The organism is Akkermansia sp. (assembly GCF_020860705.1).
Classification (GTDB): domain Bacteria; phylum Verrucomicrobiota; class Verrucomicrobiia; order Verrucomicrobiales; family Akkermansiaceae; genus Akkermansia.
In genome coordinates, this window is the sequence record NZ_JAJBTT010000041.1 from 80951 (window position 1) to 104850 (window position 23900).

Genomic DNA, 23900 nt, shown 5'->3' on the forward strand with positions numbered 1-23900 from the left:
CATGGCGCAGGGAATTGGAATTCCCTACCTGCCGGGCTGGAACCACGTCTTGCGCAGGCGGTAAACGCGCACGCCCTGGATGTTTTCATCCAGGTGCCACGCCGTGCGTACGCCATGCTGCTCCCAGATATGGCGGCAGAGCATGCCCATAAACTTGCTGTCCATGTCGGAAACATCTCCCTGCGGCGTCAGGCAGACAATATACACATTGTCTCTGCACAAATTCAGGGAAGACTGCCCTTCCCACCCCATCTCCTTCAGTTTCTGCTGCACGGGCTTCAACGGAAAATTCCAGCCGCCCAGCGTCACGACATTCTTCCGGGAACAGCTCCATGCCTTGCGGAAAACGGACTGCCCGGGAGCCAGGTCGTCAATGGTGCCTCCGGACATCTGGACGCAGAACAGGGAATCCGGTTCACGATCCACCCGCTCGCACAGCAGACGCCCGGCATCCGGGGAAAAAGACTCCAGATTGGCCTCCCATACGGCGGCGCATGCCTGGGACAGGGAAACGGCAAACGCGCAGAACATAGGCACTCCGCCTGTCAGAGCCCCCTTCCCCGACCATCTGATGCGGATGGGGCGGTATTTCTCCGACCACAAAAGACACAGCCCGGCAATCAGGAACGTGGGATACACCACGCGGAAATACAGGCGGTCTATGCTGGACATGTACAGCAGGATCAGCACCAGCAGTCCTCCCACACAGAACAGCAGTGCGGGAGAATCCCCGCGCCTGAAGGAGACGCGGCAGGCCAGGCCGAACAAAATCCAGCATGGCAGAAGATCCATGATAGAATCCCAGAAAAACAAATGGAGAGCTTTCTCTCCGCGGGCCCAGGCCCTGGGCCACCATTCGCCTCCATCCCGGGCCAGCAGGAGCCTTTCCAGATAATCCGTGTTGAACACCTCCATATCGCAATTGGTAAACATCCGCACCATTTTGATATCGTTGGCGAACACTCCGTACTGCTCACACTGGTAGGCGCTCTCCGGCCTGATGGGGCACGTGTCCGAAAGAAGGGCGCGCGCCTGGTTCCATGCCGCTACGTCACACCCCTCCAGCACGTTCCGGTGGGCATGCTTGTTATACTCATTCAGCCCGAAGGAAACGGCCAGCACGCAGGCCAGAGCCAGCCAGAGACGGCTCTGGGCGCGCAGTTTCTCGCCGGACAACTTGAACCCGTCCAGGCTGCCTGCCAGCAGGATGGCCCCCCAGAAGGCGTCGCACACCAGGGCGGCATCCAGCCGGATCATGCTGCCCAGCACACAAAGAAAACCTCCCACGCAGGCTCCTTTCCAGGAAGCGGCTCCGTACTTCAGGCATACCAGCACGCCGGTGAACCCCACCAGAAAAGCGGCATGGCTGAATTGCAGGGCGGCGTAAAAACCCGGCATGATCAACAGCCACACCAGCAGCAGGACCAGCGTATTGAAATCATACTTGCGCACTTTGCGGGCATGCGCCGTCAATATCGTGAAAATAGCCGCGCCGCTGGACAACGTGGCAAACGCCAGAAAAACGGGCCAGACGGACAGGCCTCCCAGCACGGGGGCCGCTTTCAGCAGAAATCCGGTCAATAGGGGGTTGACGAAAATGACGTGGGCATCTGCGTAGGAAGGATCCCCCCAACCGTCAAGCACGGACGCAATCACCAGATCATCATTGGATTGGTAGGCCACGCCAACAATGCTCCAGGCCAGCACCAGCAAAAGGAGATTAAACCATATGGGATGAAGCAAGGGAAAAAGCGATAACCATTTCCAAACCTGTTTCAACATAAGAAAATTCCGTGAATTTCCGGTCCTTTCAGGCTACCGGGGCCCGCATACTAGAAACGGAGAAAAAGAAAGTCAAGAGCCGATCCCGGCGCGTACCGGGGAAGGTTCAAAAAGCCCTTGGAGCCCCTCAACGGTTCAGGCAGATGATGATGCCCGCAATAATCATCAGGTTGCCGGCCACCTTGCGCATGGTAATCGGCTTGTTGAAAAAAATCCGGTCAAAGAAAAGGATGTACACGTACGCGGAACATTCCAGCACATTCACCGTAATCATCGGCAGATGAGACAGGCAATAAAACGTCAGCAGACAGCAGCCCAGGAAGATGGAATACGCCGTTACTGTAGCCGGATTTACGAAATAGGAAACGCCGGACAGCTGTCCGTTCATGGCGGATTTTTTCAGGATCACCTGCGTGCAGGACGCCAGGAAAACGGAAAACAGGTTCAGGCCAATATAGAATTCCTCATTCATGCGCATCCCCTTCCGTGGAAACCAGAATAATGCCTCCGATCATCAGCACCGCTCCCACCGCCAGCGTCCAGGAAAGGGCCTCCCCCAAACAGAGCCAGGCCAGCAGAATTCCCCAGATGACGACGGCTGAACGGTTGGCATAAGCCACCCCCAGATTGAACTTTTTCAGCATGACCTGCCACCCGGCCGCATAAATGCCCAGCAGGAACAGTACACCGGCCAGCAGGGCGAACCTGTGCCAGTCCGTCCAGCCGTAGGGAGCCGCCATGCGGCCCAGAACGGTATTCAGAGCGTAAATGATGAACAGCAGATGAAGTATCAGGTAGTTGATCATGAGAGAAAAAAGAGCCGGGCAAACTTACTCGTACCGGCGGGCCACCACTACGGCGGGCCTGTGCTTGGTTTCCTTGTAAATCTTGGAAATGTAAATGCCGATAACGCCCAGACTCATCAGGATCAGGCCGCCGACCAGCCAGATGGAAGCCACGGAAGACGCCCACCCGGTGGGTGCCACATTGTACAAAAGCTGTCGCACCACCACCCAGATGACGTACAGCATGGCGACCATGGTGACCCCCATGCCGAAGTAGGAAATGTATACCAGCGGCCTGGCGCTGTAGGAAACCACGGAATTCACCGCCAGAGACACCTTCTTGCGGAACGTATAGGTGGTGGGGGAGGAGGACGCCTTATTCACCGTGCATGGTTCCTGCCGGAAACCGGCGGAGACGCACAGGCCAAAGAAAAAGGGCTCCCGATCCTGGAATTTCAGCATCTCCCGCAGAAAATGCGCGCTCATCAGACGCGCCGTGACCATGTTCTTTGTAATCTGCTGGTCGGAAAGCAGGTTGAACACCGTGTAAAACAACTCTCCGGAAACGGCTTCAAACAAGCCTCCCTTCCTCTTCTCCTGCACGCCGTACACCACGTCCGCTCCGGAGCCATCCATCTTGCGGGAAAAATCCACAAGCCACTCGGGCGCTTCCTCCAAATCACTGTCAATCAGGAAAACACGCTCTCCACGGGCTTCCTCGCAGGCCACATACATGGCCAGATGGTGCCCGAAATTGCGGGACAAATCCACCACGCGCACCCGGCTGTCCTTCTCCCGTTCCTTCAGGGCCTGTTCCAGCCCACCCCTGGGGCATCCGTCGTTGACCAGCACCACTTCCGTGCGGGAAGGGTCATAACCCGCCTCAATAGCGGCGGCAAAACTGCGGGAACAGAACTCCGCCAAATAGCCGCCCGTACAATACACGGTAGCCACGATGGACAGTTGAATCTGAGGATCAGTCATAACGTTTTTACATACATCAGAACGCGCTTTCTTGCTCCGTCCTTCTCACACTCCGCGTCCTCTTCCGGAACACGGGCAAACCCCAGCCGCTCGTGAAAGCAGATGGATTTGACGTTGTCCTCCAGAATCCGGGCGTACAACCGTTCCAGCCCCAGCTCTTCCGCAGCCATTTCCATCATTCGGGCATACGCCATGGGGGCCGGATGGAGAGCCCAGAACCTCCTGTCATAAAGATAAATGCCTATCTCCCCGCGGCGCGCGCCCCGGTCAAGCCAGGGCAGATAAACCAGTCCCAGAGGAATATCGTCCGCATAAATCACGCAGGCACGGGCATCCTCCCCGCGTATATTCCTTTCCAGCCATGCACGGTGCTGGTCCTCAGTAACCTGGTCCAGCAGAAAAAAAGGGCTGACCTTATCGGAATTGCGCCATATGCGGAGCTGCCGGCGCATCCCTTCGTCCACGTCGGACACGTTGACCAGGTGAATCTTCATGATGCCTCAATCCCTTCCAAATCAAAACCCGTCCGCAGCACTTTCCGGCAGCCCTCTTCTCCCAAATCGTAATACAAAGGGAGCCTCAGCAGGGTCTCGCTGGTGCGGTCCGTATGCGGCATGGCGCCGGAGCAACGCCCGAACTTAACTCCAGCAGGAGAGGAATGCAGGGGGATGTAATGGAAAACAGCCTTGATTCCGCGTTCCGCCAGTTTGTTGATCAAACGGGTGCGTTCCTCCAGGGAATGGAGAAGGATGTAATACATATGGGCATTGTGCACGCAGTGTTCCGGAACGCAGGGACGCTGCAGGACGCCCTGTTTTTCCAGAGGCTCCAGCGCACGATGGTACATGTTCCACCACTTCAGCCTTTCTCCGTTGATCTCCAGCTCGTGTTCCAGCTGGGCATACAAATAGGCAGCCGTCATCTCTCCGGGCAAGTAGGAAGAGCCTAGGTCCACCCAGGTATACTTATCCACCTGCCCACGGAAAAACTTGGTCCGGTTGGTCCCTTTTTCGCGGATGATTTCCGCACGTTCCACCAGGGAGGCGTCATTCACCAGCAGGGCTCCTCCCTCTCCGGAAATGACGTTCTTGGTCTCATGGAAGCTGTAACATCCCAAATGGCCGATGGAACCGAGCTTGCGCCCTTTGTAGCAGGAACCGACGCCCTGGGCTGCGTCTTCAATCACGTACAAATGATGGCGCCGGGCAATATCCATGATCGCATCCATCTCGCACGCCACTCCTGCATAATGAACCACGCAGATGGCTCGGGTACGGTCCGTAATGGCCGCTTCAATCAGCGTCTCGTCAATATTCTGCGTATCCGGCCTGATGTCTACGAACACCGGAACGCCACCACGCAGGACAAACGCGTTCGCCGTGGAAACAAACGTGTAGGAAGGCATGATAATCTCGTCTCCCGGGCGGCAGTCGATCAGCAGAGCGGCCATTTCCAGAGCGGCGGTTCCGGAATGAACCAGCAGGGCCTTTTCTGCCCCGGTACGCTCCATGAGCAGCTCATGGCATTTTTTTGTATAATAACCGTCCCCGCATAAATGGACGCGCTGGATGGCGTCCCGGATATAATCCAATTCGGGACCGTGTTTGTGAGGTTGGTTGAAGGGAATTTCCATGACTCTCCAGAAAGAACCGGTTCATGACGAACACCCGGAGCGGGCATGCCGGTTCCTGCGGAGGACGTTCCCGTAGCAACGTCGACCGCATGAAGAGAACCCTACTATGAATGAAGGGTTGAAAACAAGCCTAGACCTTGATGAAGGTCCGGTTTTTGTACATGTAATACAGGACGCCCCAGATCAGGGCGTAATTGCACAAATAAAAGACAAACCGGCTTGCATCCCCAAAGCACTCGCTGAACCCTGTAAACAACACGCGGGAGAAATTACGCGTGGGGGGGCACAGCTCCGCCCACATGTACACGAAAATGGCATTGCTCCCAATCACGGAGAAAAAGAACGTCAGCCAGTGAAACTTGAGCACATCCGTCAGCAAGTAAAACAGGGCCAGCAGGAAATAGCACCATCCGGCCGCCCACAACACCATGGAGCTGGTGAACAAATGCTTGATGATCGGGAAATCCAGGCTCCAGACATATCCCAGTCCCAGGCAGCCCGCTCCCGCGCCCAGCAGCCAGAGCAGCTTCTTCCCGTGTCCCTGCACCCGCTTCAGGATCTGGCCACCCAACAGCCCGAGCATGGTCATGGCGCCAAAACCAAACTGGGCCAGAATCCACGCATAATTCGTTCCATCCTGCCAGTCTCCCATCAGATACTTATCCAGCAGCAAAGCCAGGTTCCGCCCCGGTTCCAGCATCCCTGCGGCGCAGGAACCCACCGCCGGATCGGAAAAGGGAACGAACTTCATGACCAGCCAATAAACAACCAGCAACAGGCCCGTCACCACCACCTGCCACCGGATGGACAGATGCAGCAGGCAAATGGCCGCAATCAGGTAGCCGGAGGCGATGGCCTGGAGCGTATTGCAGTACAGGGACATCTTGGACGGCTCAAAGCTCAGCAGATTACCCTGCACCACCATGCCCAGCAAAAAAAGCACCACCACCCGCTTGGCCACCTTCATGTAAATCTTCCACAAGGGTTCTATGCCGATGCGTTTGGAAAAGGAAAACGGCATGGACGTACCCACAATGAACAGGAAAAGCGGCATTACCAGATCCCAGGCGGCAAACCCCTCCCAGTTCACATGCGTGCTGTGCTTCACCAGCCAGGCGGGGCTCCCGTCATAAAAAAGATTGATGCCGGCCACAACCAGCGCCAGCCCCCCGGTCAGGAAAAACATGTCAAAACCCCGCAGGGCGTCAATGGCCGCAATCCTCTGCGGCTTGGTATCGGAAGGAGAACTCATGACAGTATTCCAACTACGGAGCTCCGGCCTTCAACCTTTCCCCATGCTTCCCCTTTTCTGCAAGTCCCGCAAAGAAAAACGGCTGTTTCCGGAAAAAAATCGTGGTCTCTGCGGCAACTCCGTCATGATTCCCTTCTCCGTATTCTCTTCCCTGCGTTTCATGCTATGCTCGCTTCCGCAGCATGACCATCGGGACCAACCAATCCGGCGACCGCGACAGCTTCCGGAACATTGAAATTTACGCCCGGCAGAAAATGGATGAACTTGGCCTGTCGGACTGGCAGTTCGGCTGGGACCACGCCCGCAGGCGGCTGGGCGTGTGCCGCCTGCTGGAAAAAAGCATCACGCTCTCCGTCCACTTTGTCCGCGCCAATCTGGAAGCCCCGCATGAAATCCGTGACACCGTCCTGCATGAAATAGCCCACGCCCTGGCGTGGACACGCCACGGAGAGCGCACTCATGGCCCGCGCTGGAAACAAATCTGCCGGGAAATAGGGGCCGTTCCGTGCGCAGCCGCCAAGCCGGGCGCCATCCGCGTCACCACGTATAAATACCTCCTGCGCCTGAAAACGACGGGGGAAGTCGTCGGCAAATACCACCGCCGCCCCGCCTTTGCCAAATACCTTAAGCGCATGGCTCTGAAAGGCCGCCCGGAAACGCTGGGGCAACTGGCTTTGGAACCTTATGAAAACGAGTAAGCTCGGCCAGGGGGGATAAAAGGCCATCTCCCTCCTGTAAATTCATCACATGCACGGCTGCATCGGGAACAAGACAACCGGTTTATTTCTTTTCACGTTGAAACTGCCGTATTCTCTCCTGCCACAGGGAATACTTCCAGAAAACTTCATCCACCAAATGCCGAATGGTTGTCACGGCAAGAGGATCGGTGCCAAGAGCCTGAAAATCAATATTCTTAAGAATATGAAGACTGCGGATCAGGCTGTTATCCTCAAACTCCATCACCTTCACATACAGTTCCGGATCAAAAACCTTATAAAACTCAACCAGATCTGAAATCAAGCCTGGTATATTCGCCTGGGGATTCCGGCTTTGCAGATTCCCCACTTCTTTAATGATTACCTCCCTGATAAAAAGGACGGCATTGGGATCTATGGCTGCCGTCAGTGGAAAACGATCATTCCGTATCTTTTTAGAATAATCCTGCATGGAAGGAAGACCGAACCATTCATGATGATTCATTCTTTCCACTTCAGCCAAGAGAACCGCATGGTATAAATGATTCCTGTCGGCCTTGAACAATGCCTGAATCGTTTCATTAAGCAGAACGTCTTTGAACATCAGAGAAATTTCCCTGGAATGCTCCGCCGTAGTCTTCTCATCCGTGCATGCCTGCAATACAAGAATACCGTTCCTTGTCACATCCTCTTGATCACGGGGCACAGCTTCTCCGTGGCATGCCGCAACGGCGCATAAAACAGGGGGTATATACGGCAGAATCATCTTGATTTAAAAGGCTGCATGCTCTTCAGATACGGCATTCATTCACATGCCCATTTCCACTATTCATCCAATTTTCTTTCAACTTCATTTTTCCAAAATCTCCATAACCCTTTTCTTCTTATCCTTTCCTACTCTGCTCTCCATCCCCCGGTTTTTACCCAGCTTCATAAAATAATAAAGTACCTCTTCCAAATCGGAATCCACCTGATTCACATTCCGCCAGGAAGAGGATGCTGAAAGACGAATAAAATCCCCGCACCCGTTCTTCCATTGCTCCGCAAAAGCTTTGGCTTCCTTTCCATTACACGGACCATGCCAGCGCAATGCCCAGGCATCCTTCTTCGTTGCCAGGCTCTTCCATTCCTCTTCAGATAACTTGACCCGGGCCCTGCTGATATACCCCAGACGGAATACCATGACGGCTACAGCCTCTGCGTCCATCTCTTTCCATCCCTTCTTTCTCCTCATCCTGTTATAATCCGCCACAGACTCTTCCCAGCTTTTTTCCGGCAACATATTATACAAACAAACGTAGGCAAAATGCGGCGCACTCGTACTCTCCTCTCCTTCGGATACCTTCCAATTCACTGAAGCAAAATCGGCTCCGAACTCCGTCATGTTGATGCCCTGGGCATCCACCGTCATCCGGCCGTTCCTTCCTTTCGCCGCCCTTCTCTCCTCCACCCACATCCTGCTCAGACCGCTTCCGCCTTCTGGAAACAGCAGGAGCCAGATATCCTCATTCTTCAGAGTTTCCGGCAATGTCAGATATTCCATTCCAAAAGACTCCTTCTCCACAACACCCTTCCATTTTTCCGGCTTCGGCCCCTTCTCAATCCGCTCAATCAGATCCAGCAGCCTTTCCCCTTGCATCGCCAGCCATAACTGTTCATCCTGGCCAAGCACTCCAAAAAGAGCTGAATCATGCAGCAGCAGGCATAAATACTCCCATGCCTGGACAACGGTCACACTGCACATGCCGGTACTGAATCCGTGGAATTCTCCTCCAAGCCTGCCAGCCGCCACAAGGACATCCTGCCCCATCATCTCATTGTCATATTGCGGATTGCACGTAGCGCACATGCCCCATGAAGCGTCAAGGCCGGGTTGATCATAATACCGGCCGAGTGCCTTGTACAACGACTCAACAACCGCACTCAACTCCCTCTCCAAAGAAACATGGCGGAATTCCATCCTCCTCCATGAATTCAACACCTTGGGATCAAGATTCTGGAAAGGAGGACTCTCCTCATACTGAGTAAAAAATCTGTAAACTTCATAAAAGTAAACAGGTTGGGCTACCTTCAAGACATTCCCCCTGTTAATCGCCCACAGCCTTATTCCTCCGTCGCAGACATCCTCAGGCACTTGCAGCCAGATAAGGTCGCCTTCTTCCAGCCGGGTAATTCCAGACAACATTTCCGTCATTCGTTGCACTTCCCGCCCGGCAGGCCTGAGAACCGAGGGAGCTTTCAGAAGTTCCCACCAATCCTTATCAACTTTACTATTCTTTTCCGGTGGAGAAACCGCCTTCTCCTGTACGGGAGAAGCCATTGCCCCTGTAAAAAAGACGGCTAATACAAAGGCAAGAAAAACAAATTTCCAATTTCTTTTCATCGTTCGGCAAAGGGTTGATTATGTTACCCTCCCGGAAATTCCGCATGGGACACAACAGTATTATGCCGGTTTCTTCGTAAGCATGGGAGATTACCAAATTCAGGGGGTACGGTAGTAGAACAGGCGGGATTCCAGATGACAGGGGAAAATTATAAAAGAGAAACAACTATCTTTTACTAAAACAATTGTAAACTTGGGTCAAGAACTATTGCTTTTAAAAGGCCATGAGGATGTCCCTGCTGATGAAAAGGCTTGAAGACATCACCTTTCCAAACTGCGAACTCTACTCATTGCTCCCGGTGCATGTTGAAAGGCCCCTTCAAAAACAACCGTCTGACCGAAAGGGAAACCAGAGGGGGCAAAAAAGCCAATGCCCATTCCCGTCAAAAAATCAAAAACGCAATACCTTTATTTACCCTTTCTATTTTCCTCACGTGCTTTTGATTTAATATTCCGGATGTTTCCCTGTTATTATTTCTCTGAATCGGCTAAACAACCCTTTAGAAGGAAGGAATCCAGTGGGGTTACGGATATCAGATACCATTAAAACTTTAGGGCAATAGACAGCCTGCCGTCTGTATCATAGATGGCTTTAAAGAAAGTGTCCACCTTAACTCCGTACGAACACGAGTTCACCCGGCAGGCAGTATCGGATGTTTTTTCCACTTTCCGGGCGCTTTCCCGGTTGCCGTCCCGGCAGACAAAACTCCCTTCCTACCGGATTTGATCTTCCATCAGCTCATGGGAGATGCTGCAGATAAAATCAGCCTGGTTATTCCGGCGGCCGAATTCCGGGAATCCCTGAGCAATGCCAAACGCACCAGGCCCATTTGTCTGCCAAGCATGGCCGCAAAAATGCCTCCATCCTCCAACTACTTACCCGGCCTATAAAACCAATCCCTGAAAAAGAGAATCAAGGAATTCCTGCCTCAGCTACTCTTCCTCCACGGACTTTGCTGAAAAGTTCAATGTGCACTGGCGCACGTAGTCGTACACCTTCGGATCACTGTCTCCGGCCGCCCAAACCACCCGCAGGAAATCGGCGGGGTGGATGTTGCCGTGGTCACGGAGGAAGCGGCGGTCGTTCTCGCAGCAGTAGATGATGTCGTCCCCCATGGAGCCGACCAGCTTGGCCCTTGCCTTGGCAATGAGGCGCGGAAGGTAGGGGAGTCCGCTGAGTTCATCCCCGAAGCCGGGAAGATCATAGCCAATCACGGGCTTGCCCTGGTAAAACTGGCCGTGCTGAATGGTCAGGAAGAAGTCCCTCCGCACCGCCGCCATCAACAGAACCGTGGTGGGGGATGGCTCTCCCGTGCGCGCGTAGGTCTCTACAAAATCAAACAATTCCCGCGTGCGGCAGCCGATGGAAGACAGGAACATGATTTCCTGGTCCGTAAAAAAGCCGTCCACATTCCTGTGGCCTTCATGATAGCGCCCCACCGCTTCGCGGAAAAGGTCGTAAAACGTATCGTTCCAGTCTTCTTCCATCACCGGCCCGGGGATTTGTGTTTGCGCTTGAAGTTCAGCATCATGATCTGCTTGGTCAGATTGGCCTCAAAGCGGGCCTGTTCCTCGCGGGACATTTCCGAGCGGGCCTTCAGCACCTCCTGCGCTTCCTGAATGGCCCGTTCCACACTGCCTTCGTCAATCTGGGAGGAGTTGAGCGCGAGATCAGTCACCATGAGAACATGGTCGTCATTGACCTGCACAAAGCCGTTCCCCACCACCATGCTTACCTCCGGGCCGTCCATGGGCTTGTAGCGGAGTTCCCCCGGCTCAAGGGAGGTGATCAGGGCCGTATGATGTTCCAGTACGCCCATCTCCCCGAGGCTACCGGGCAGATAAACGTACTCCACCGTAGCGGCAACCACCACTTCATCCGGCGTAATGACTTTGAACTCCATGCTCATGATGTGAAACAACGGAAAAAAGGGTTATTTGGCGTCCTTGAGAACGTCATCTATGCTGCCACGCATGAAGAAGGCGTCTTCCGGAATCATGTCCAGCTTGCCTTCCAGGATTTCCTTAAAGCCGCGGACAGTTTCCGTCACGGGCACATAGGCGCCGGGAATGCTGGAAAAGACTTCCGCCACATGGAACGGCTGGGTCAGGAAACGCTGAATCTTGCGGGCCCGACTTACGATGAGCTTGTCTTCTTCCGAAAGTTCGTCCATTCCCAGAATGGCGATCATGTCCTGAAGGTCCTTGTAGCGTTGCAGCACCATCTGCACGCCGCGCGCCACCTTGTAATGCTCTTCCCCCACGATTTCCGGGGCCAGGGCCTTGGAGGTGGAGGACAGGGGCTCCACAGCCGGGAACAGCCCCTGGGCCGCCAGGGAGCGTTCCAGCACCACCGTGGAGTCCAGGTGGGCGAAGGTGGTGGCCGGGGCCGGGTCCGTCAGGTCGTCCGCAGGAACGTAAACGGCCTGCATGGACGTGATGGAACCGTGCTTGGTGGAAGTGATGCGTTCCTGCAAATCCGCCATTTCCTCCGCCAGGTTCGGCTGGTAGCCCACGGCGGACGGCGTGCGGCCCAACAGGGCGGACACTTCCGAGCCCGCCTGGGAGAAACGGAAAATGTTGTCAATGAAGAGAAGTACGTCCTTGTGCTCCTCGTCGCGGAAGTATTCCGCCATCGTCAGGGCGGACAGGGCCACGCGCAGACGGGCGCCGGGCGGCTCGTTCATCTGGCCGTAGACCAGAGCCACCTTGGATTCCTCCGGTTTTTCCAGGTTGATCACGCCGGATTCAATCATTTCATTGTACAAGTCGTTCCCTTCACGGGTGCGTTCCCCCACCCCGGCAAAGACGGAGAGGCCGCTGCGCGCCTTGGCAATGTTGTTGATCAGCTCCATGATGAGCACGGTCTTGCCCACGCCAGCCCCCCCGAAGGCGCCGATCTTGCCGCCCTTCAGGAAGGGGCAGATCAGGTCAATCACCTTGATGCCCGTTTCCAGCACTTCCGTGCTGGTGGACTGCTCGTCCAGCGGCGGAGCGCTGCGGTGAATGCTCTTCATGCCGGCACAGGAAATCTCGCCGCGTTCGTCCACGGCTTCACCCAGTACATTGAAAATGCGGCCCAGAACGCACTGCCCCACCGGAACTTCAATGGGATGCCCCATATCGCGCACGGGCATGCCGCGGCGCAGGCCGTCCGTGGAGCTCATGGCTACGGCACGCACCCAGCCGTCTCCAATATGCTGCTGAACTTCCAGCACCAGAGTCTTGCGCTTTCCGTCAACTTCATAATCCACTTCCAGCGCATTCAGCAGGGCGGGAAGCGTTTCAGCGTGGGAAAAATCCGCATCGACCACGGCGCCGATGATCTGAACGAGAGTGCCTGTGTTATTCATCATGAAAAAAAGTTGGTATTGAAATAGAAGGGATGAGAGTTTCGTTTGAAAGGAGGGGAAGAAAAGCGGAGGCCATGTTATTCCATGGCGCGCATGGCCGTGGTGATTTCCAGCAATTCATTGGTAATCTGCGTCTGGCGCGCCTTGTTATAGTCCAGGGTAAGGCCGTCGATGATGTTCTTGGCGTTTTCCGTAGCCCCCTTCATGGCGACCATGCGGGCGGAATGCTCGGAGGCACGGGCCTCCAGCACAATCTGGACCAGACCGTGGAAAACATACAGGGGCAGGATGGTATCCAGCAGCGCAGCGGGGCTGGGTTCCAGCAGGAACTGTTTGTGAACGTCTTCTTCGTCCAGGGCAGCGCCCCCTGCCTTTGCCATTTTCATCAGAGGCTCCGGCTCAATGGGGAGGAGCTGGCGGAAGATGGGTTTCTGGACCATCGTATTCACAAAGCCGGAAAAGGCGACAAAGACGCGCCCGTATTCCTCAGTCTTGAACTTCTGCACAATGAAGTCAAATACCGGCTTCAATTCCAGCAGGGAAAGCGGGTCCGTCAGGCTCCAGGTGGCTTCCAGCCGTTCATTCCACTTGGCCAGCGTGGCGTTCAGCTTGCGCCCGATGGTGATGTAATGGGCGCCTTCCGGCGCATGTTCCCGGACCATCTTGACCAGATTGGCGTTCAGGCCGCCGCACAGGCCGCGGTCCGTATTCACCAGCAGCACCAGGTCCGCGCCGCCGTGGGTCTGCATCAGCGGGCTGTTGCTGGTGTCGATTTCATCCTGCAAGTGGTAGAGCACTTCCGCCAGGGCGCGGATGTAGGGGCGCCCCTTCACGGCCTGATCCTGGGAGCGGCGCATCTTGGCGGAAGCCACCATCTGCATCGCCCTGGTGATCTGGGACGTGTTTTTGACGGACTTGATCCGGCGTCTGATGTCTCTCAGGTTGCCCATGTGTCAGTGCTCCTGTAATCGTTAGTTCCAGCTGAGCTTGAAGGATTCAATGGCGGCTTTAAGCCCGGCGTCTATCTCCGGCGTCAGCTCCTTTTCCTTCAGGATGCTTTCCAGCAGGTCCGGATGCTGGTCCTGCATGCAGGCTTCCCAGGCGTTCTGGCATTCCTTGACTCTGTCCACCGGAACATCGTCAAAATAACCCTTCTGCATAGCGTACAGGTCGGCGGCCTCCAGCCCCAGGGATTTGGGTTCATACTGGTTCTGCTTGAAGAGTTCCACGATACGCTCCCCGCGGGCCAGCTTGGCCTTGGTGCTGGGATCCAGGTCGGACCCGAACTGGGCGAAGGCCTGCAATTCCGTGAACTGGGCCAGGTCCAGCTTGATGGATCCGGCCAGCTTCTTGATGATTTTCGTCTGGGCGGAGGAACCCACCCGGGATACGGAAATACCCACGTTGATGGCGGGCCGCACCCCCTGGTAGAACAGGTCCGTTTCCAGGAAAATCTGGCCGTCCGTGATGGAAATGACGTTGGTGGGAATGTAGGCGGAAACGTCGCCTGCCTGCGTTTCAATGATGGGGAGGGCTGTCAGGGAGCCGCCGCCGTGCTCCTTGTTGATGCGGGCGGCGCGTTCCAGCAGGCGGCTGTGCAGGTAGAATACGTCCCCCGGATAAGCTTCACGTCCGGAAGGGCGGCGCAGAATCAGGGAAATCTGGCGGTAGGCCACGGCATGCTTGGAGAGGTCGTCATACACGATCAGGGCGTCCTCCCCCTTGTCCATGAAGTATTCCCCCATGGCGCATCCCGCATAAGGAGCCAGGTACAGCATGGCGGCCGGATCGGAGGCGGAAGCCGCCACGACGATGGAATATTTCATGGCTCCCGTTTCCTCCAGCTTCGCCACCAGGCGGCTGATGTTGGCACGTTTCTGGCCGATAGCCACATAGATGTTGTAAAGGGGCTGGTGGTCCGGCAGTTTGCCTTCCTCCGCCAGGCGGTTCTGTTCCGCCTGGGCGATCATGGTATCCATGGCAATGGCGGTTTTCCCGGTGGCGCGGTCCCCGATGATCAGTTCACGCTGGCCGCGGCCGATGGGGATCATGGCGTCAATGGGCAGGATGCCCGTCTGCACGGGAACGGAGACGGACTGGCGGGAAATAATGCCGGAGGCGATCTTTTCCACAGGATAATAGGCTTCCGCCTCAATCGGCCCCTTGCCGTCAATCGGTTCTCCCAGCGTGTTTACCACGCGGCCCAGCAGGGAATGGCCCACAGGCACGGAAAGAAGGCGGCCTGAGCATTTGACCAGGTCCCCCTCCTTCAAATTGGAATCATCCCCCAGAATCACGGCGCCCACCTCATGCTCTTCCAGGTTCATCGCCAGGCCCATCACGCCGCCGGGGAACTCAATCATTTCATTGAGCATCACGCCGCTCAGCCCTTCGATCTTGGCGACGCCGTCCCCCACGGAACGGATGACGCCCACGTTTTCCTGGCTGACGGAAGCCGTGGCTTTTTTAATTTCTGCTTCGAGTTCTTGAAGTATGTTGCTCATGGGAAAATAATTCGTTGGTTAATTGGAAAGGTTGCGGGCAAGGTCGGCCAGGCGGTCAATCTTGGAGCGCACGGAGCCGTCCTTCACGTCGTCCCCCACCTGGATGCGTACGCCTCCCAGCAGGTCCGGCTCCACTTCCCAGTGGTAATAAAGCCCGTCGCCATATCTGGCCGTCAATCTGGCCTGAATTTGGGACCGTTCCTCCTCCGTCAGCGGCACTGCGCTCTGAATGGTGGCCGTACGGCTTTTTACGGCGTATTCCACCATATGGTAAAAGGCCGTCAGCAGGGCGGCGTAATTGCGGGGCTTGCGTTCCGCAATTTTCCGGGCGATCAGGCGCACGCGGTCCTCCGCTACGGAATTCCCGTCCATGCAGAGCCGGAACAGCCTGCGGGCGGCGTTTTGCGTGTCCTTTCCGATTTTCATAAAGTATTTCAGGAATCCAGGCTGTCGATCGCTTCCCGGTTGATTCTCCGCTGGTCCTCTTCCGTCAGCACCTTGCCCGTAACCTGGGCCGTAGCCAGGGCCACCAGCTGGCCGAACTGCTCTTTCAACGCGTCGCGCTCCTTCTGCTGCTCCAGTTCCGCGAGCTGCCGGGCTTTTTTAACGATTTCTTCCGCCTTCTGGGCGGCCACGGTTTCCTGTTCCTCCAGCAGGCGGGCGGCGGCGGCTTTGGCGGCGTCTATCTTTTCCTGCCCCTTTTCCCCCGCTTCCACCAGCATTTCATGCGTCTGTTCCTTCACGGAGGCCAGCTGGCGTTCGCTTTCCTCACGCATTTCCTCTCCCTCCTCAATGCGCTGGCGCCTTTTTTCCAGCACATTCTGGATGGGCTTGAACGCCAGGTAGCGCAGAATCACCACCATCAGGATGAAGGCAATCAGATTGGCAAGAAAAGGTTCCCAGCTTGTCACTCCAAAGGGCGCAAAGGGATTCCAGGACTGGTCGGCTATGAGATTCAGCATAAAATGAACAGGTTGAAACATGCCGGAAGTTTTCCGGACCGGCAGGAACGGCAGCGCCGTCCCGGAGCGGAGAAAACTCCCTCCGGAAACGGAGCCTCCGGGTTATTTCACGAAAATGGAGATCAGGGCCACGCCTTCAATCAGGGCGGCCAGCGTAATGGCGATCACCATGATGGGGGAGGAAGCGCCGGGATTGCGCCCGGTGGCCTCCGCGGCTTTTGCGCCGATCATGCCGATGCCGATGCCGGCGCCGATGGTGACGAGACCGAAGCCCACGTTGCCGGACAGTTCGGCCAGGGAGGTCATTGCAGTAGGATCAATCATGTTATTGGTATGGTTTATGTTTTTGTTGAACGTTCCCCCACAGGTTGCCCATGGTCCGGAACGGAAAATTGGCGGGGCGGCTCATGGGGTCTTCCCGGGCGGCAGGCTGGCCGGAGCGGGCGGTTCCTTCTCCTCATCCTTGGCTGCATGGCCGTGGGAGTCGCCGTCCCCTACCTGGAGTTTCAGGAAAATCGCCGTCAGGAGCAGGAACACCAGGGCCTGGATGAAGCCCACCAGCAGTTCAATCGCCAGAAACGGCAGAACGCACAGGGAGCTGAGTACGGGGCCGAACATGTGGGCCATGGTGTCAATGATCGTTTCCCCGGCGTAAATGTTGCCGTAAAGACGGGCTGCCAGGGCAATCGGGCGGATCGTGATGCTCAGAACGTCCACCAGCCCTACGAAGATGAAGATGAGCACCAGCACGAATCCCATGAAGCCGGGCAATCTTCCCTTGGGACCGAACAAGTGAATGAAGAAGCCTTTCAGACCCTGTTCCCGGATGGACCAGTAAAGCCACATCAGCGCATAAAAGATGCCCAGGAACATCGTCACGTTCATGTCCGCATTCGCGCCGCGGAACAGCGGCACTCCGTCATAGGTAATGGTCCCTACCCCGGGGAGAAGCCCCATGTAGTTGCTGACCAGGATGATGGTGAAGATGGTCCCGAAATACCAGAAGTACTTGCGCGTCAGGCGCGGTCCCAGCAGGGATTCCACAAAGTTGTACAGGGTCTCAAAAAAATACTCCACCGCATTCTGGAATCGGGACGGGAGAATGCGCATGGCGCGGGTGGCGGACCATACGACCACGCCTATCAAAAGAACCGCCAGAAAAAGCATCAGCATGGAGTTGGACACCGGCAATTCAATGCCGCCGGGAAGCGGGATGGAAAACAAATGGGGGGCGGCCTGTTCCAGTCCGTGCTCCGCACTTTCCTCCGCAGCGCATGCGCTGCCGCCCATCATGCCGGGCACTGCCACCGCCGCCAACCACAGGAACTGGAAAAATCTGCTCATCGTCTATCTTTCACCATTACTCGTGCCAACTCCTGTAAATACGGAAAAGGGAAGCCATTCCCTTTATTTGACGGTGCTGATTGTGTACTCTCCCCTTTCCCTTGGCAAGTCCAAAACTTGGCACGCACGCAAATTATATACATTTGTATACAATTTAAAGCACCCACCGGCCCGCGGTGATAGAGCCCTGTTTTCTCTTCCGAGCGCCAAAGGATTTCCGTGGAGGAATGCCGGAACGGCACCAACAAGACGTCCTCCATCAACAAAAAGCTTCCGGGAATTTCTTCCCGGAAGCCCGTAAATGCCATTGGAAGCCTCTGTTATTTGGCAGCGGAAATCACGTGGAGATGATACACGTCCCTGCCGTCCGCGGCCTTGCTGCCTGTGGCATGCACGCCCGTAACGTCGGAGGTAATCACGTCAAGCGTCTTCACGGCTTTCTGGATATCCTTGTTGCTGTCCGCCGCGCTCTTCAGGGCGTCCCGGACCGGAACCAGGTTAAACTGGAATTCCAGCGGCGCCACCTGTCCAGGAGCCTTCATGGATTCCTTGAGGACTTCCAGACCGAACGCTTTCGGCATGCTGAGGGCCCAGCGGGAATCGGACACGCTCACCACCGGATTCAGGTCGGCGCCCAGCGGGCACTCGTAATCGTACGTGGTGACGTCCCCGTCCACGGAAGACTTGGCCGCGGGCAGTTCCGCCATCTTGCCCTGGCTGGCCAGGGTAACGATCGTCTTGGCGGCGTCAGACACTTTCTGCCAGGCTTCGCCCAGGGCGGCGCGGTTCTTCACCTCATACGCCAGGGAAAAGCGCGGAGCCGGAACATTCTGGAGCATGGGACTGGGAGCGCCCTGCATGTCCATGACAAAAACGCCGGAATCCGTGATGCCGGAAAGAGCGGTCTTGTAAGCCTTCCAGAGTTCTTCAATGGTGGGCCGGGCCATCTGGAGCATGGGAGCGACCATGCGCACCTGGTCGTTCACGTCGTTCTTCGGGTTGGAGATGTACGCATTGCCGTAATCCCAGACGATTTGGGCAACGTCTTCATACAGGGAGCAGCCCATGTCAATAATCTGCGGATTGACGCGGAAGGAGGAATACAGCACGGTATTCGCCCCCGGACGCACGGAATTCATGGAGGAGGGAGCGTTCAGATCGTAAATATCAAGCGGATAGATGCGTGCCTCCACATGGACCCCCTGGTCCTGCCATGCATAGTAGGAAATGGATGTAGCATTCCCGGCCAGTTTTTCATACAGGCCAAGCACGTTGCCCTTGATGGAATCAAGTGCAGACAGGGAAGGAGCCATATCCGCAACCTTCCAGTCAGTGCCAAGCATCTGCATCACGCCCTTCAAACCGGTCAGAACTCCCTGGTAATAAGCCATATCCAAGTTAATCAGCCCCTTCACGGAAGCCTTGTCCGCAAACAACAGGCCATAGGCCGGATGCTGGAACTGGGCGTCAGCCATGGAGAAATCCGGACGGGCCAGAACGGAATCCTGGGGAGAAGCGGCCAGGTGGACCTGTTTTTCAGGATTGGTGGTCACAAAACCCACCAGGGTGTCATCCACGAACCCAACGGCCACGTACAGCTTGGACTCGTCCAGACGCTTGAGAGCAGCCTGAAGGCGGTCCATGTCTTCCTGGGAAATGTTGAAATTGCCTTTCGCCTCATTCAGCTTTTCTTCCAGTTTCACGCGCACTTTCTTGCAGTCCACTTCCGCCACCTTGCAGGCCAGACCGTTGTAAGTCTTGTCGTACAGGGAGACCAACCCATGCAGCTCCATGTCCTCCGGAAGGTTGGCGTCCTTCAGGGTGGCCTTCACCTGGGCCACGGCTTCCGGCGTCAGTTTGGCGGCCACCATCACGGGAGCCGTAGGGGCCTGGGACGGACGAAGATCCACCAGGGAGGCCCACTGCACGAGCATCCCCACGTATCCGTTGACCATTTCACTCATTTCCGCGTCATTGGCATCCTTGTTCCCATTGGTGGCGGCCTGGTAAAGCTTGAGACTGCTTACAACGCTCTTCATCTGGTTCAGGCCCATGTTGGTAAAAGCATCCTGAGCGCCATCCAACCACGGAGCCCATTCGGGGCCGAGGCCGATCATCGCGTCAATGACAGGGCTGTTGATGGAGCACTTCGCCGGGGCAGGCTTGGGGGCATCTTCTCCCGGAATGGCAATGGATTCATCAGCGTTCCCCACTGCGGAGCAGGAACACCAGGTCTTGACCATGTTTAAACTCTGAACGCCTTTGATAATGCCGGGGATGTCGTAAACGCCAGCCACCATACCCATGTCTTTGGGGAACAGGGCGGCCAGGCCGAGCCGTTCGGCGCGCTTCGCCACCAGATCGGAAGCTACAGGAGCGGAAGGATCAAGGGCGGAAGCCGGAGTTAAGCCGGCGGCGTCCTGTCCGTCCTTGGCGGAAGAGGATTTATTGTCGTCCGAGCAGGCGGCAAGAGCGCAGGTCAGCGCAAAACAGGGTATGGAGTAGAAATAATGCGTTTTCATTATCTTGAAACATGGGGTCATGATGCCATTCGACAGAAGCGCCGTTCCTCACGGCCACAGTCTCATCGACGTACACCATCCGCATTATATAGGCTCTTCCCCTCAATGACGCAAGCAGAATGAAAAACATCAAGAAGCAAATGACCATGCATGACTTTATAACCGGGAAAAACCTCTGGAAGCATCTTCAACAAATCCGTAAAGCATACCCGCCCCTTCAGGCCAGCATTCAGCTGATATTCCTTCCAGAAGGCCATTTGTTCCATGCCTCTTCTTCCGGGCAGCCTTTTCATCCTGCCGAATAAGCTGCTCCAAAAATCCATGAAGAACTTTGAAAACTTTCCTCCTCTCCCATCATGGAAAGAGGGCTGAACCTTTCAAAAGAGAGCGGAAAGCCAGCCTAAAGCGGTTCCGCCATGGGAATATCATCCTCTGGAAGAGGAGCCGGCGGTGGTGGAGAGCTCACAGGGGTGACATGGTTGAGATGCCGGGGAATCTGGTGGGGAAGTCCGGGAATGTAGTCGGAATCTCCGCGGCGGGGCGCAAGGGGGGCTGCGGAGGGATCTTCCGAAAGGGGAGGAGCCGACGGGCCGGCGTTCCCGGAGGAACCGCCCACCGGGGTCGCCTTGATTTCCGCATCGGAAGAATCATCCAGGTCAGCGGGAATTTCATGAACCTTGATGGGTTCCACCCCTTCCGGATCATACAGGCCGGGAGGCAGGTTGTCCGGTACCACGGCTGGGGATTCCCCGCGCCCGCGAAGTGCAGCCGCGGCCGTTTCAGGGGTTTCCTCCACCGGTTCCGCCACGGGGATGTCATCCTTGGGAGGATCAATGATGGCCTTGATGTCCTTCTTCTCCGTCTCAAAGAATTCCTTTACGATGGGCGCGGCGGCGGCCCCCCCGCCCAGCCGTTCGTGGGCGCGGCCTTCATACAGCACCACATAGGCGAAGCGGGGATTGTCACAAGGCATGAATCCGGCGAACCACGCCAGACGCTTGTCTTCCCGTTCCGGCCCCCATTGGGCCGTACCGGATTTACCGGCGATGCTGGCATAGGAAAGGCGTGCGCGGCCGCCCGTACCTCCTTCAATCACCTCCCTCATGCCCTTGCGCACGCTCACCAGGGCGCGTTCATAGGCCGGCAGGGGGCGCTGGACCTCCTGGGGCTTGGGTGCGTAAATGACGTTGGAGTTGCCGTCCTGAATCTGTTTGATAAGCTGCAGCCTGGGCAGGTACCCGTTTGCCACGCCGGCCATCATGTGAGCTACCTGAAGAGGAGTGACCAGCAAAGTTCCCTGGCCGATGGACAGGTTGGCGGCGTCCCCGGGCATAAAATCGCGCTTGTAGTTGCGAACCATGTATTCGCTGGTGGGCACCAGTCCGGGATCGTCCGGAATCGGAAGGCCGGTGCGCTCACCCAGGCCAAACGCGCGCGCCGTGTCCATCAGGGCTTCCGCTCCCAGCTTGAGTCCCATCTGGTACATGAACGGGTTGTTGGACATCGCCAGCGCGCGGATGCAATTGATATCCCCCAGAGGCGTCTTGCTCCAGTTATTGAAAACGTGGTTGCCAATCTTGACGTAAGCGTCACAGTGAACCAGTGTATTTTCCGTAATCTTGTTATGCCTCAGGGCGCTGGCTACGGTCATCACCTTGAAGGTGGAGGCGGGGGGGTAGCGCCCCTGGAAAGCGCGCGCGCCCAGGGGGCCGGCGGGATCGTTGCGCAGGGCGTCGTAATCCTTCTGGGAAATGTTCGGAATGAACATGTTCGGGTCATAGGACGGCGTGGAGGCCATCACCAGCACTTCCCCCGTCACGCAATCCAGCACCACCATGGCGCCGCGCCTCTTGCCGCGCGAAAGGATGCGTTCCGCATCCTTCTGCCATTTCAGGTTCAGGGTGCTGACGATGGCGCCTCCGGGCTTGGGCCGTATTTGCAGTTCATCCAGAATCTTGTTGCCGTCCTCGTCAAACATCAGGCGCCATACGCCGGGCGTCCCGGTCAGCTCCTTGTTGAATTCCTTCTCCAGCCCCGCGCGGCCTTCCACCTGTTCCCACAGCGGGTCCATGTGGTTGATGGGGCCGGTAGGCAGTTTCCCCTTGGAACCCACATAGCCGATGATGTGGCCGGCGATTTCCTTTTCCGGATAGGAACGGATGTAAATGGGCAGCAGCTGAAGGCCGCGCACTCCTTTCACCTTGTCCTTCAGCTTTTCCGCCTCCTCCGCCCGGATGACGTTGGTGAGCGGGAGAGGCAGCCAGCGGCGGTGTTCGTAATGCTTCCAGAACTGGTCATCGGAAATGGACCATGCCTTTCCGGCAATTTTCTTGGCCTGTTCCAGACAGTTGCGTCCGAATTCCACCACACGGGAACGGTCGGGATTTTCAAAAATTTCAAACCGCAGGGCCAGCTGATAGGCTACGGAGGTTATGGCCAGCGGCTCCCCGTTGCGATCCAGAATGGGGCCGCGCGGAGCCGGAATCAGCAGGGCCATGGTTCTGGCGGAAGGCCGCGTGCTGGTATGCGCCTCCCGCGCAGCGTCCAGCCGCCCTCCATTGAGGGAGGGAATCAGGGACAGGGAATCCAGGCCGTTCTGCTCCTTGTTCGTTTCCCTGGGCATCTCCGGGGCGTCAGCCACGCCTTCACGTTCACCGGACGCCGTGCCGGAATCACTCTTCCTGTCTCCCAGGTCAACCGTTTCTACGGCGTCATCCTCCCCGCGCGGCTCCGCCGCAGCCTGGCGCACGGGCGTACCCCCGCGGGAAGACGAGTGGCGTGACGAAGATTGACCCCAGACCATATCCGCCGTCAGGCCGGCAAATCCGGCCAGCAATACCAGGGAGCGTATCAGAACCTTCATTTTCATCAGCTTGCAGGAGTGTGACAGATGCGCCGTAAGGAATCAACGATTATTCACGCTCGCGCTTATTCCTGAACTATTACGGTGGTTCCCATGCCGCATTTGTCAAACAAAATGCGGCATGCCTCCACCGGCACCCGGATGCACCCGTGGGAGTTGGCGTCCCGGAACACCGTGCCTACATGCAGCCCTATTCCTCCGTGAATGCGCATCCACAGAGGCATTTTGGCGCCGATGAATTTGCCGCCGGACGGTACGCGGGAAGAAGAAGTGGCGTCCGAATTCACGCACAGGCCGCTTGCATCAAACACGCTCCCATAGGTCCGGGAACGGTAGTCCGCATCCTTCTGAATGATGGAGAATTTCCCGCGGGGCGTCTCATGGGTGGACCTGCCGGTACATACGGGAAAGTCCATGGCTACCTGGTTGTTGACCCACAGCACGCCGCGCTGGTCTTTCAGGTGAACCACGATTTTGCTGTTCCGCGTCTGCGCCTGCCGGATGCGTTCGTCATGGTACCAGATATCCCGCGTGAAGCGGTATTGGGGATCCGCCACAAAGGCGTCATAAGAGGAAGCGTACCTGCCGTCCTTCATCAGCGGCTTGCCATGAGGGGTCTTCGGCGTGGAGGAACAGGCGGCCAGCAGCAGGGAAAGACATAGAAAAAACAGGCAGGTGAGAGGGGGGCGCGGCATGCGGCCTGCTTTACCCTCTTCCCCCGTGGAAATCAAGCACGATTCCCCTCTGTTCCGGCATGTTTTCGGGAATCCTGATAAACACGACCTTTTCAGACCGTAACTGTCCCTGTTCTTCCTCCCCGCCGCCATGCATCCTGCCC

Annotated in this window: 23 protein-coding genes; 1 reads left to right on the plus strand and 22 read right to left on the minus strand. The window is 56.6% G+C overall.

Annotation, left to right across the window (positions count from 1 at the left end; translation table 11 throughout):
• Nucleotides 1-24 precede the first annotated feature (24 nt).
• The 7 genes from LIO64_RS09630 to LIO64_RS09660 form a co-directional block, all read right to left on the minus strand.
• Nucleotides 25-1743: a hypothetical protein gene (locus LIO64_RS09630; protein WP_290549228.1), complete on the minus strand. Its 1719-nt coding sequence runs from the start codon at nucleotides 1741-1743 to the stop codon at nucleotides 25-27.
• A 166-nt stretch (nucleotides 1744-1909) separates the two neighbouring features.
• Entirely contained in the window at nucleotides 1910-2254 is a 345-nt protein-coding gene (locus LIO64_RS09635) for a hypothetical protein (RefSeq protein ID WP_290549229.1), read from the minus strand.
• The gene (locus LIO64_RS09640; RefSeq protein ID WP_290549230.1) at nucleotides 2247-2588 is read right to left on the minus strand and encodes a hypothetical protein; all 342 of its coding nucleotides are present in this window, start codon (nucleotides 2586-2588) and stop codon (nucleotides 2247-2249) included. Before LIO64_RS09640 ends, LIO64_RS09635 begins: the two co-directional genes overlap by 8 nt.
• A gap of 24 nt (nucleotides 2589-2612) precedes the next feature.
• Nucleotides 2613-3551 carry a glycosyltransferase family 2 protein gene (locus LIO64_RS09645; RefSeq protein WP_290549231.1) on the minus strand — a complete coding sequence of 313 codons (939 nt, stop codon included), beginning with the start codon at nucleotides 3549-3551 and terminating at the stop codon, nucleotides 2613-2615.
• Nucleotides 3548-4045, minus strand: a complete 498-nt coding sequence (locus LIO64_RS09650; protein ID WP_290549232.1) for a GNAT family N-acetyltransferase — start codon at nucleotides 4043-4045, stop codon at nucleotides 3548-3550. Before LIO64_RS09650 ends, LIO64_RS09645 begins: the two co-directional genes overlap by 4 nt.
• Nucleotides 4042-5184 (minus strand): dTDP-4-amino-4,6-dideoxygalactose transaminase, encoded by a 1143-nt coding sequence (gene rffA, locus LIO64_RS09655; RefSeq protein ID WP_290549233.1) that lies wholly within the window; start codon nucleotides 5182-5184, stop codon nucleotides 4042-4044. The genes LIO64_RS09650 and rffA overlap by 4 nt, the downstream gene beginning before the upstream one ends.
• A gap of 130 nt (nucleotides 5185-5314) precedes the next feature.
• Nucleotides 5315-6436 carry a DUF5009 domain-containing protein gene (locus LIO64_RS09660; protein WP_290549234.1) on the minus strand — a complete coding sequence of 374 codons (1122 nt, stop codon included), beginning with the start codon at nucleotides 6434-6436 and terminating at the stop codon, nucleotides 5315-5317.
• Between the two features lie 182 nt (nucleotides 6437-6618).
• Here LIO64_RS09660 and LIO64_RS09665 point away from each other — a divergent pair, with 182 nt between their 5' ends.
• The gene (locus LIO64_RS09665) at nucleotides 6619-7134 is read left to right on the plus strand and encodes a SprT-like domain-containing protein (RefSeq protein WP_290549235.1); all 516 of its coding nucleotides are present in this window, start codon (nucleotides 6619-6621) and stop codon (nucleotides 7132-7134) included.
• An 82-nt stretch (nucleotides 7135-7216) separates the two neighbouring features.
• Here the strand turns inward: LIO64_RS09665 and LIO64_RS09670 are convergent, their stop codons facing one another.
• The 15 genes from LIO64_RS09670 to LIO64_RS09740 form a co-directional block, all read right to left on the minus strand.
• Complete coding sequence (locus tag LIO64_RS09670) at nucleotides 7217-7897, minus strand: hypothetical protein (RefSeq protein ID WP_290549236.1); 681 nt, start codon at nucleotides 7895-7897, stop codon at nucleotides 7217-7219.
• Between the two features lie 84 nt (nucleotides 7898-7981).
• Complete coding sequence (locus LIO64_RS09675; protein WP_290549237.1) at nucleotides 7982-9514, minus strand: hypothetical protein; 1533 nt, start codon at nucleotides 9512-9514, stop codon at nucleotides 7982-7984.
• 933 nt (nucleotides 9515-10447) lie between these two features.
• The gene (locus LIO64_RS09680) at nucleotides 10448-11002 is read right to left on the minus strand and encodes a DUF5069 domain-containing protein (RefSeq protein WP_290549238.1); all 555 of its coding nucleotides are present in this window, start codon (nucleotides 11000-11002) and stop codon (nucleotides 10448-10450) included.
• Nucleotides 11002-11424, minus strand: a complete 423-nt coding sequence (gene atpC / locus LIO64_RS09685) for an ATP synthase F1 subunit epsilon (protein ID WP_290549239.1) — start codon at nucleotides 11422-11424, stop codon at nucleotides 11002-11004. The genes LIO64_RS09680 and atpC overlap by 1 nt, the downstream gene beginning before the upstream one ends.
• Before the next feature lie 24 nt (nucleotides 11425-11448).
• Nucleotides 11449-12867: a F0F1 ATP synthase subunit beta gene (gene atpD / locus LIO64_RS09690; protein ID WP_345779584.1), complete on the minus strand. Its 1419-nt coding sequence runs from the start codon at nucleotides 12865-12867 to the stop codon at nucleotides 11449-11451.
• Nucleotides 12868-12944: 77 nt separating this feature from the next.
• Nucleotides 12945-13817: an ATP synthase F1 subunit gamma gene (gene atpG / locus LIO64_RS09695; RefSeq protein ID WP_290549241.1), complete on the minus strand. Its 873-nt coding sequence runs from the start codon at nucleotides 13815-13817 to the stop codon at nucleotides 12945-12947.
• 21 nt (nucleotides 13818-13838) lie between these two features.
• The gene (gene atpA, locus LIO64_RS09700; RefSeq protein WP_290549242.1) at nucleotides 13839-15371 is read right to left on the minus strand and encodes a F0F1 ATP synthase subunit alpha; all 1533 of its coding nucleotides are present in this window, start codon (nucleotides 15369-15371) and stop codon (nucleotides 13839-13841) included.
• 18 nt (nucleotides 15372-15389) lie between these two features.
• Nucleotides 15390-15797: an ATP synthase F1 subunit delta gene (gene atpH, locus LIO64_RS09705; protein WP_290549243.1), complete on the minus strand. Its 408-nt coding sequence runs from the start codon at nucleotides 15795-15797 to the stop codon at nucleotides 15390-15392.
• Nucleotides 15798-15805: 8 nt separating this feature from the next.
• Nucleotides 15806-16333 carry an ATP synthase F0 subunit B gene (locus LIO64_RS09710; protein WP_290549244.1) on the minus strand — a complete coding sequence of 176 codons (528 nt, stop codon included), beginning with the start codon at nucleotides 16331-16333 and terminating at the stop codon, nucleotides 15806-15808.
• Nucleotides 16334-16435: 102 nt separating this feature from the next.
• Nucleotides 16436-16657 carry an ATPase gene (locus tag LIO64_RS09715; RefSeq protein ID WP_290549245.1) on the minus strand — a complete coding sequence of 74 codons (222 nt, stop codon included), beginning with the start codon at nucleotides 16655-16657 and terminating at the stop codon, nucleotides 16436-16438.
• A gap of 81 nt (nucleotides 16658-16738) precedes the next feature.
• On the minus strand, nucleotides 16739-17677 hold the full coding sequence (gene atpB / locus LIO64_RS09720) for a F0F1 ATP synthase subunit A (protein WP_290549246.1): 939 nt from the start codon (nucleotides 17675-17677) through the stop codon (nucleotides 16739-16741).
• A 320-nt stretch (nucleotides 17678-17997) separates the two neighbouring features.
• The gene (locus LIO64_RS09725; protein ID WP_290549247.1) at nucleotides 17998-20199 is read right to left on the minus strand and encodes a hypothetical protein; all 2202 of its coding nucleotides are present in this window, start codon (nucleotides 20197-20199) and stop codon (nucleotides 17998-18000) included.
• Nucleotides 20200-20261: 62 nt separating this feature from the next.
• Nucleotides 20262-20522 carry a hypothetical protein gene (locus tag LIO64_RS09730; protein WP_290549248.1) on the minus strand — a complete coding sequence of 87 codons (261 nt, stop codon included), beginning with the start codon at nucleotides 20520-20522 and terminating at the stop codon, nucleotides 20262-20264.
• A gap of 77 nt (nucleotides 20523-20599) precedes the next feature.
• On the minus strand, nucleotides 20600-23068 hold the full coding sequence (locus tag LIO64_RS09735) for a penicillin-binding transpeptidase domain-containing protein (RefSeq protein WP_290549249.1): 2469 nt from the start codon (nucleotides 23066-23068) through the stop codon (nucleotides 20600-20602).
• A gap of 59 nt (nucleotides 23069-23127) precedes the next feature.
• Complete coding sequence (locus tag LIO64_RS09740; protein WP_290549250.1) at nucleotides 23128-23757, minus strand: L,D-transpeptidase; 630 nt, start codon at nucleotides 23755-23757, stop codon at nucleotides 23128-23130.
• Between the last annotated feature and the right edge of the window lie 143 nt (nucleotides 23758-23900).

Excerpts from the sequence above, each read along its gene's own strand:
- LIO64_RS09635 (WP_290549229.1), bottom strand. The coding sequence starts at position 2,254 with ATGAATGAGGAATTCTATATTGGCCTGAACCTGTTTTCCGTTTTCCTG.
- LIO64_RS09640 (WP_290549230.1), bottom strand. The coding sequence starts at position 2,588 with ATGATCAACTACCTGATACTTCATCTGCTGTTCATCATTTACGCTCTG.
- LIO64_RS09645 (WP_290549231.1), bottom strand. The coding sequence starts at position 3,551 with ATGACTGATCCTCAGATTCAACTGTCCATCGTGGCTACCGTGTATTGT.
- LIO64_RS09650 (WP_290549232.1), bottom strand. The coding sequence starts at position 4,045 with ATGAAGATTCACCTGGTCAACGTGTCCGACGTGGACGAAGGGATGCGC.
- rffA (WP_290549233.1), bottom strand. The coding sequence starts at position 5,184 with ATGGAAATTCCCTTCAACCAACCTCACAAACACGGTCCCGAATTGGAT.
- LIO64_RS09660 (WP_290549234.1), bottom strand. The coding sequence starts at position 6,436 with ATGAGTTCTCCTTCCGATACCAAGCCGCAGAGGATTGCGGCCATTGAC.
- LIO64_RS09665 (WP_290549235.1), top strand. The coding sequence starts at position 6,619 with ATGACCATCGGGACCAACCAATCCGGCGACCGCGACAGCTTCCGGAAC.
- LIO64_RS09670 (WP_290549236.1), bottom strand. The coding sequence starts at position 7,897 with ATGATTCTGCCGTATATACCCCCTGTTTTATGCGCCGTTGCGGCATGC.
- LIO64_RS09675 (WP_290549237.1), bottom strand. The coding sequence starts at position 9,514 with ATGAAAAGAAATTGGAAATTTGTTTTTCTTGCCTTTGTATTAGCCGTC.
- LIO64_RS09680 (WP_290549238.1), bottom strand. The coding sequence starts at position 11,002 with ATGGAAGAAGACTGGAACGATACGTTTTACGACCTTTTCCGCGAAGCG.
- atpC (WP_290549239.1), bottom strand. The coding sequence starts at position 11,424 with ATGAGCATGGAGTTCAAAGTCATTACGCCGGATGAAGTGGTGGTTGCC.
- atpD (WP_345779584.1), bottom strand. The coding sequence starts at position 12,867 with ATGAATAACACAGGCACTCTCGTTCAGATCATCGGCGCCGTGGTCGAT.
- atpG (WP_290549241.1), bottom strand. The coding sequence starts at position 13,817 with ATGGGCAACCTGAGAGACATCAGACGCCGGATCAAGTCCGTCAAAAAC.
- atpA (WP_290549242.1), bottom strand. The coding sequence starts at position 15,371 with ATGAGCAACATACTTCAAGAACTCGAAGCAGAAATTAAAAAAGCCACG.
- atpH (WP_290549243.1), bottom strand. The coding sequence starts at position 15,797 with ATGAAAATCGGAAAGGACACGCAAAACGCCGCCCGCAGGCTGTTCCGG.
- LIO64_RS09710 (WP_290549244.1), bottom strand. The coding sequence starts at position 16,333 with ATGCTGAATCTCATAGCCGACCAGTCCTGGAATCCCTTTGCGCCCTTT.
- LIO64_RS09715 (WP_290549245.1), bottom strand. The coding sequence starts at position 16,657 with ATGATTGATCCTACTGCAATGACCTCCCTGGCCGAACTGTCCGGCAAC.
- atpB (WP_290549246.1), bottom strand. The coding sequence starts at position 17,677 with ATGAGCAGATTTTTCCAGTTCCTGTGGTTGGCGGCGGTGGCAGTGCCC.
- LIO64_RS09725 (WP_290549247.1), bottom strand. The coding sequence starts at position 20,199 with ATGAAAACGCATTATTTCTACTCCATACCCTGTTTTGCGCTGACCTGC.
- LIO64_RS09730 (WP_290549248.1), bottom strand. The coding sequence starts at position 20,522 with ATGGATTTTTGGAGCAGCTTATTCGGCAGGATGAAAAGGCTGCCCGGA.
- LIO64_RS09735 (WP_290549249.1), bottom strand. The coding sequence starts at position 23,068 with ATGAAAATGAAGGTTCTGATACGCTCCCTGGTATTGCTGGCCGGATTT.
- LIO64_RS09740 (WP_290549250.1), bottom strand. The coding sequence starts at position 23,757 with ATGCCGCGCCCCCCTCTCACCTGCCTGTTTTTTCTATGTCTTTCCCTG.